Source organism: Pedobacter sp. 01N416 (assembly GCF_056399685.1).
Genome location: NZ_JBFTRT010000334.1, coordinates 1 through 7719 on the forward strand (window position 1 = coordinate 1; position 7719 = coordinate 7719).

At 37.1% G+C, this 7719-nt stretch carries 5 protein-coding genes and 2 pseudogenes; 6 read left to right on the forward strand and 1 reads right to left on the reverse strand.

Annotated elements, in window-relative coordinates:
- Nucleotides 1-660 precede the first annotated feature (660 nt).
- The 3 genes and pseudogenes from rpsA (at nucleotide 661) to AC1DND_RS17825 (ending at nucleotide 4844) form a co-directional block, all read left to right on the forward strand.
- A pseudogene (gene rpsA / locus AC1DND_RS17815) lies at nucleotides 661-2516 on the forward strand (30S ribosomal protein S1).
- A gap of 380 nt (nucleotides 2517-2896) precedes the next feature.
- The gene (locus tag AC1DND_RS17820; protein WP_477583642.1) at nucleotides 2897-4561 is read left to right on the forward strand and encodes a beta-N-acetylhexosaminidase; all 1665 of its coding nucleotides are present in this window, start codon (nucleotides 2897-2899) and stop codon (nucleotides 4559-4561) included.
- 76 nt (nucleotides 4562-4637) lie between these two features.
- A complete protein-coding gene (locus tag AC1DND_RS17825) occupies nucleotides 4638-4844 on the forward strand; it encodes a hypothetical protein (RefSeq protein ID WP_477583644.1) in 207 nt (68 codons plus the stop codon).
- Here AC1DND_RS17825 and AC1DND_RS17830 read toward each other — a convergent pair.
- A complete protein-coding gene (locus AC1DND_RS17830) occupies nucleotides 4841-5242 on the reverse strand; it encodes a thiol-disulfide oxidoreductase DCC family protein (RefSeq protein WP_477583646.1) in 402 nt (133 codons plus the stop codon). The genes AC1DND_RS17825 and AC1DND_RS17830 overlap by 4 nt on opposite strands.
- A gap of 367 nt (nucleotides 5243-5609) precedes the next feature.
- Between AC1DND_RS17830 and pyrR the strand changes: the two genes are divergently transcribed.
- The 3 genes and pseudogenes from pyrR to AC1DND_RS17845 all read left to right on the forward strand — a co-directional run.
- Nucleotides 5610-6158 (forward strand): bifunctional pyr operon transcriptional regulator/uracil phosphoribosyltransferase PyrR, encoded by a 549-nt coding sequence (gene pyrR, locus AC1DND_RS17835; RefSeq protein WP_477583647.1) that lies wholly within the window; start codon nucleotides 5610-5612, stop codon nucleotides 6156-6158.
- 48 nt (nucleotides 6159-6206) lie between these two features.
- Nucleotides 6207-6662 (forward strand): annotated as a pseudogene (locus AC1DND_RS17840) (aspartate/ornithine carbamoyltransferase family protein); the annotation flags it as partial.
- 488 nt (nucleotides 6663-7150) lie between these two features.
- On the forward strand, nucleotides 7151-7719 hold a 569-nt coding region (locus tag AC1DND_RS17845), incomplete at its 3' end, for a tetratricopeptide repeat protein (RefSeq protein WP_477583649.1).

Sequence of the window (7719 nt, forward strand, 5' to 3'; positions counted from 1 at the left end):
GAACACCATAATGCTATTAATCAGAGATGATCAAACATTAATTGGCGAAGGTTTTACAAGAGGAACTTTTACGAAGAAATAGAATTTCCAAAATCATATCAAACGTTCCTACGGAACGAAAAAAATATTTTTTTTCTACCCATGAATCGTCCCTACGGGACGCTTGGTCTTTAACAAACAACCATACGCCGCCTAATTGGGCGATTTGCAAATTGAAGCCGAACCGGCAACTTTACATGCCGTCCCATCGGGACGCTTGCCAGGTAGCAAATAACCGATGTTATTTGTGTTTCGTTCCGTAGGAACATTTGGTAGGTATTTGTGCACAACCCTTGTTTTTAAACCTGATAGAGCGGAATAGCCCGCAGCGTAGTGAGGACTATAAGCGATAGCAGGGCTGCTGCTCCCGAAGAAATACGGAGCGCTCATTTTCAAATAATTGGCATAACTAAGCGATTAAACTCTAAAATAAAACAGCTACATTTTGGAAAAACATGTGGTAAACTGAAATAACCACCCCGCCTTTCAGGCACCCCTCCAAGGGAGGGGAATTATAAAGAGCTAAAAATCAGCAAGATTTATTAAAAAAATCTTTTCTATTAATTAAAATATTTTTACCTTTGCAGTCCCTAAATAGGGAAAAAAGGAGATAATTAATTAATGGCTAAAAAACAAGTAGCAGAAAAAGAATTAGCAGCTAAAACAGCTGAACTTCAGGGAGAAGGCGGACGCCTAACTGAAAAAGAAACTATTGAATCAGAAGCTGATTCAGTTTCGATCGAATCGATCAAATCATCATTGGCTACACTATGTATGCTGGAACATTCAATCAGATCACTAAAGGTGAAATCATCAGCGGTATCGTTGTTTCAATCAACAACAAAGATGTAGTATTAAACGTAGGTTTCAAATCAGACGGTTTAGTTTCTACTTCTGAATTCCGTGATACACCAGATCTTAAAATCGGCGATTCAGTTGACGTTTTCGTTGAAGCACCAGAAGATGCTAACGGTCAATTGATCCTTTCTCGCAAAAGAGCAAAAACCCAAAGATCATGGGAAGCAATTAACGAGGCTCTTGAAAATGATAGAATCATCAACGGTTTCGTTAAGAGCCGTACTAAAGGTGGTTTAATTGTTGATATCATGGGCGTTGAGGCTTTCTTACCAGGATCTCAAATTGATATTAAACCTATCCGCGATTACGATGTATACGTGGGTAAAACAATGGAATTCAAAGTTGTTAAAATTAACCATGAGTTTAAAAACGTAGTCGTTTCTCATAAAGTGTTAATTGAAGATGATTTAGAAAGCCAAAAAGTAGAGATCGTTTCTAAATTAGAAAAAGGTCAGGTATTGGAAGGTACTGTTAAAAACATTACTGATTTCGGTGTGTTCATCGATTTAGGTGGTGTTGATGGTTTACTTCACATTACTGATATTTCTTGGGGCCGCATAGAGCATCCAAAAGAAGTATTATCATTAGATGAAAAAATCAACGTGGTTGTTTTAGATTTCGATGATGAGAAAAAACGTATCGCTTTAGGCTTGAAACAATTAACTCCACACCCTTGGGAGAACTTAAGCACCGACATCCAAGTTGGTTCTAAAGTAAAAGGAAAAATCGTAACTGTTGCAGATTACGGTGCTTTCTTAGAAATCATCCCAGGTGTTGAAGGTTTAATCCACGTTTCTGAAATGAGCTGGTCACAAAACTTAAGAAATCCACAAGAATTCTTAAAAGTTGGTGATGAGATCGAAGCTGAAGTTTTAACTTTAGACAGAGACGAGCGCAAAATGAGCTTAGGTATTAAACAATTATCTAACGATCCATGGCAAGAAGTTGCTGCTAAATTCCCAGTTGGAAGCAAGCACCAAGCAACTGTTAAAAACATGACTAACTTCGGTGTTTTTGTTGAAATCGAAGAAGGTATTGATGGTTTAATCCACATCTCTGATTTATCTTGGTCTAAAAAAGTAAACCACCCTAATGAATTCACTAAAGTTGGTGATGTATTAGACGTTGTTGTTTTAGAACTTGATGTTGATAACCGTAAATTAAGTTTAGGTCACAAACAATTGGAAGAAAACCCTTGGGATACTTTCGAAACGATCTTCACTTTAGACTCGGTTCACCAAGGTACAGTTGTTAAAGTAACTGATAAAGGTGCTGTTATTGCTTTACCATATGGTGTAGAAGGTTTCGTACCAACTAAACACATGGTTAAAGAAGATGGTACATCAGTTAAAGCTGAAGAAACCAATGACTTCAAAATCATCGAGTTTAACAAAGAAGCAAAACGTATCGTAGTATCTCACGCCCGTATTTGGGAAGAAGTTAAAGCTGAAGCTGTAGCAGAAGAAAGAGCAACTAAGAAAAAAGAAGCTAAAGCTGCTGTAACTGCTGTTAAAAAAGTTAAAGATTCTGTAGAGAAATCTACTTTAGGAGACTTAGACGTATTGGCTCAATTGAAATCGCAATTAGAAGGCGAAGAAAGCAAAGCTAAAAAAGGCTAGTTCTTTTTAACTGATCATATTAATCCCGATAGCGAAAGTTATCGGGATTTTTTTGATTATTTTTTTGCCACGGAAACACAGAGCGTACGGACTTCCTCCCATGAATCGTCATTGCGAGGCTGGGATTAGCGAGCCGAAGCAATCTTATTAGTGCAATTAAGAAAAAGAAAGAGGCTTATATTTTCTTAAATGTCTTACATGGTAAATAACAATTTGAAAACGAAAGCTAGCGTTTATCGGCAACTCCTGCCCCGCTATACTTTCTGCCGTGAAAAACGGCATTCATCCTATCGGGTTTATGTAACATAAGTTTTCGTTCTAGCAAACCTTCCCTTTCATCCGTCTATAATTATTACTTTTGAAAAGGAAAATCCCTTATAATGAAGAAATTTATCTTTTTGTTTTTATCAATTATTTCGTTTAAACTTTCTGCACAGGAAGTAAACATAATCCCACAACCTGTAAGTATTAAAACAGGAAAAAACACGGAAAAATTTATCATTGATCAACACACAGAAATTATTTCAAATGATTCTTTATCAAATTCAGCTTTATTTCTGCAAAATTATATTCAACAATATTATAATATAAAGCTTCGAATTAACCCTAATTCAACAAACAAAAAAAACGTAATCAAACTAGAAATAATTAGTCGGTTATTAAAAAACTTAAACGAATACGAGCTTATAAGCAACAACTATCAAACAATAATTTATGCATCTTCAGAAAATGGACTTTTTTACGGTATTCAAACATTAATTCAGTTGATACCTGAGGCAAAATCACAATCATTACAAATCCCGGCTGTTTCTATTATAGATTATCCCCGCTTCGATTATCGTGGCATGCATCTGGATGTAAGTCGCCATTTTTTTGACGTAGCCTTTATAAAACAGTACATCGATTATCTAGCGCTTCATAAAATGAATTATTTCCATTGGCATTTAACTGATGACCATGGCTGGAGAATAGAGATCAAAAAATATCCCAAGCTTACGGAAATTGGAGCATGGAGAAATGGTAGCATTATTGGCTTATGGCCTGGACAAGGAAACGAGCACATAAAATATCAGGTATTGCCGACAGACGTAAAAATTACGCCAAAAGATGCCGTTATTAAAACCGATGGTATTCGTCACGGCGGTTATTATACCCAAGAACAGATTAAAGATGTGGTTGATTATGCGGCCAAACGTTACATTACCATTATTCCTGAAATTGAAATGCCTGCCCATAGCATGGCCTTATTGGCTGCATACCCAGAATTAGGCACGGAGCCGGGCAAAAAATACGAAGTTGCCCAAACATGGGGAATGATGAATAAATACAACAATGTACTTCAGGCTTCTGATACGACTTTTAAATTTCTGGAAAATGTATTAACTGAGGTAATGGCTTTGTTTCCCTCGCAATACATCCACATTGGTAGCGATGAAGCCTCGAAAGTATGGTGGAAACGATCTGCTGTTTCGCAAGAGATTATGAAGGCTAATGGTCTGAAAAATGAAAGTGAGCTACAGAGTTATTTCATCCGCAGGATGGAAAAATTTGTAAATAGCAAAGGTAAAACCATTATCGGTTGGAACGAAATCTTACAGGGCGGTTTAGCCCCTAATGCAGTTGTAATGAGCTGGCAAGGTGAAAAAGGTGGTATAGATGCGGCAAAACAAAACCACAAGGCCATTATGACACCTGAAGACAAGATGTATTTCAATCATGGTCAATTTGTAAAAGAAGATAGCTTGGCTGCAAATAAGTTTTCGCCCTTAATTGATGTTTATAATTATGAACCCGTACCGGCTGAATTAAGTGCTGAGCAGGCTAAATACATTTGGGGCGCACAGGGCTGTTTATGGAGTGAGTACATTACCAATCCGGCAAAAGTGCAATATTTAATCTTTCCCCGATTAGATGCCTTGAGCGAAGTTTTGTGGAGTCCGAAAGAAAAACGGAATTATCCAGATTTTCAAAAAAGGCTAAAAACACAGTTTAAACGCTACGATTTAATGCGGATTACTTATGCTAAAAGGTACTTGGAAAATTAATGCTTTTTTAGAGAAGCGTCTTTAGACGTTGGTCTATTATAAAAATAAAATGCAATCTTTGTTTCAAAATCAAAATATGAGGAAAATTCTTGCCATTATTTGTACAATAATAACACTCGGAGCACTTAAAGAAACTATCAGGATATTCACATCTACTGGTCAGGATATTGTTGGACAAAGGCCAATACTGATTGTAATTGCCTTAAGTATTACTATACCGTTGCTTATTTTAACACTTTGGCTTTGGTCGCCGGGCAGAAAGAAAAGTGGTCAACAAAATTAAGCTATAAACTTACTTTTCAAATCGGGTGTTGGTACCCAACAACTCTCCTGCCTGCCCCACCATCTGTAACGGTTTTTGGCAATAATATCATAAACCCAATCGCGGATAAATTTGGGAACAATGATAAATGCATAAAGCAACGGAATTAATCCATTGAGTTTTCGGGCTACACGCAATGCCGCTGAAGATTTAGTATAGAGTTTTCCATCCTCCAGCAATAAAATGGTATTCAACTTTCCTAAATCAGCGTTAAATTGCGGTAGAATTTCTTTGGCGTAATCACCTTGTAGCGCAGTAAATCTAAACTGATCTTTTTTATCATGCGCAATAACAAACTGAACCGATGCATTGCAAAGATTACAAACACCATCGAAAAAGATTATTGGTTGCTGAATCATATGCTATAAAAATAAAGCTTTTTAATCCAATAAATATCTGAGGAATGTCTAATAAACATTAATTGATAAGTGGAGGCAGAAATATTGGATGAATATAATACGTTGGTTTTTGCCCCCGAATAATTGCAGAAACTGGCCCGCTAAACCGGATGGAAACGACAGCTCACGATTGAAAATCGGGACTACAGTGTACAGCCGGACCAACATCAAGATGAAAAACAGCTATTGCTTTCCAAAAAACATTACAAAAAGAAAAACCGATTTTTAAATGTTGTAACAGAACAATTTAACTATCAAAAAATAAAACAATCGATCTTCAACTTTCTTACCTTAAAACATTTTTATATATTTGCCCAATCCTTCTTCAATGCAAAAGAAAACACTTCTTGACGGACAAAAAATTCAGATTACAATTAAGAGGCTCTGCCATCAATTAATTGAAAACCACGACGATTTCGCAAATACCGTTTTAATTGGTATCCAGCCAAGGGGTATTTTTTTGGCAGATCGCATTCATCAGTATCTTCAACAGATTCTAAAAAACAAGAAAATTTTAAAGGGCAACCTTGATATTACTTTCTTTAGAGATGATTTCCGCCGTAAAGACGGACTGGTTACCGCAAGCAGTAACTCGATCGATTTTATTATCGAAGGCAAAAAAGTAATCTTAATTGATGATGTACTTTGGACCGGTAGAACCATTAGAGCAGCGCTTGACGCTCTACTTGCCTATGGCCGCCCAGAGAAAGTTGAACTTTTGGTTTTAATAGACCGTAGGTTTAGCAGGCATTTACCTATCGAGCCCGATTATATTGGGCATCAGGTAGATAGCTTAAACTCGCAACAGGTAAAAGTAACCTGGGCGAGCGAAGGAAGTGAAGATAAAGTGATTTTAATATCCGAAAATACTAAATAAAAATGGCAGCAGAAAAACTATCAACCCGACATCTTTTAGGCATTAAAGGGCAAAAAAGTGGTAATTGTGGGCGATATCTTACACTCACGTGTAGCCATTTCGAACATCCTTTGCCTGCAGCGTTTAGGTGCCGAGGTAATGGTTTGCGGACCAACAACTTTAATCCCCAAACACATCCRCCAACTTGGAGTAAAAGTTGAGCATAATTTAATTAAAGCCCTGAACTGGTGCGATGTAGCAAACATGCTCCGTATTCAATTGGAGCGCCAGGACATTAAATATTTCCCATCATTAAGGGAATATGCCATGATGTACGGTTTAAACAAACAGATCTTAGACAATCTCGATAAAGAAATCATTGTCATGCATCCTGGCCCTATAAACAGAGGGGTTGAGATTACCAGCGATGTGGCCGACAGTAAACAATCGATCATTTTAGAACAGGTAGAAAACGGAGTGGCAATAAGAATGGCTGTGCTGTACTTGCTGGCAAGCCAGGGATAGGTTAGTTCAATCGTTCATTGGTCATTGGTTTATTAGTGCAGAGTCCATAATCTAGCAACTTGCCGAAAGGACTAAGTCCATCGTCTTTTTAGAAATGCATTAGTAAATAGTCCATTGCTAATAGCTTATGGCAATTAACCAATTTATATGATTGACCAGTTAACCCTTCTACTAGATTGCTTTGTTGGCTGAAAAGCCGCCTCAGCAATGACGGATGCGGCGGTACCAATGAACTATTGACAAATGAACCAATGAACCCTTATCGGATGCGGTAACACCAATGAACTATTGACAAATGAACCAGTGAACCTCTACCAGATGCGGCGGTACTAATGACGAATGAACCCTATCATTTTTCCACATTCGTTCATCCCTTAATACCAAACCAAAAATCCTATCGTTAATTTGTGTTATTAACAGATGTTAATTACTTCTGTTGATAAGCTTTGATACTATTTCTAATTTAGTACCAACCATATTTGAAACCAATGCAGAAAAAATACTTACTAATTCCGCTACTTTTAGCAGGAAGTTTTAGCACCTACGCTCAGGTTAGCGCAGTGCAAAACCTCAACAAAAACTATCAAACGGGCTTAGAATTATTAGACAAAGAAAAATACACTGCAGCTGCACAACAGTTTAAACTTGTTGAGCTGCAACGTTATAAACCTTCTACCCAAACGGAGAGTAATGCCGAATTATCTTTACTGAAAGAGAATGCAAAATTTTACGCTGCTGTTTGTGCACTAGAGTTAACCAATAGCGATGCTGAAAGTTTGTTTCAGGCATTTATCCGCGATTATCCGTTAAATCCGAACACCAAACTGGCTTATTTCTACGTTGGAAAAACTTATTTCAACCAAAAAAACTATAAAAAAGCTTTAGAATGGTTCGAAAAAACAGATCCTTCTACGCTTTCGGGCAAACAAAGAAACGAATACCAGTTTAAACAAGGTTACGCTTATTTCGAACTTAAAGACTACGACAAAGCAGAACCTTTATTCGAAAAAGTTAAAAAAGAAGAAGGCGATTTTCAGGAAAGCGCCACCTACTACTT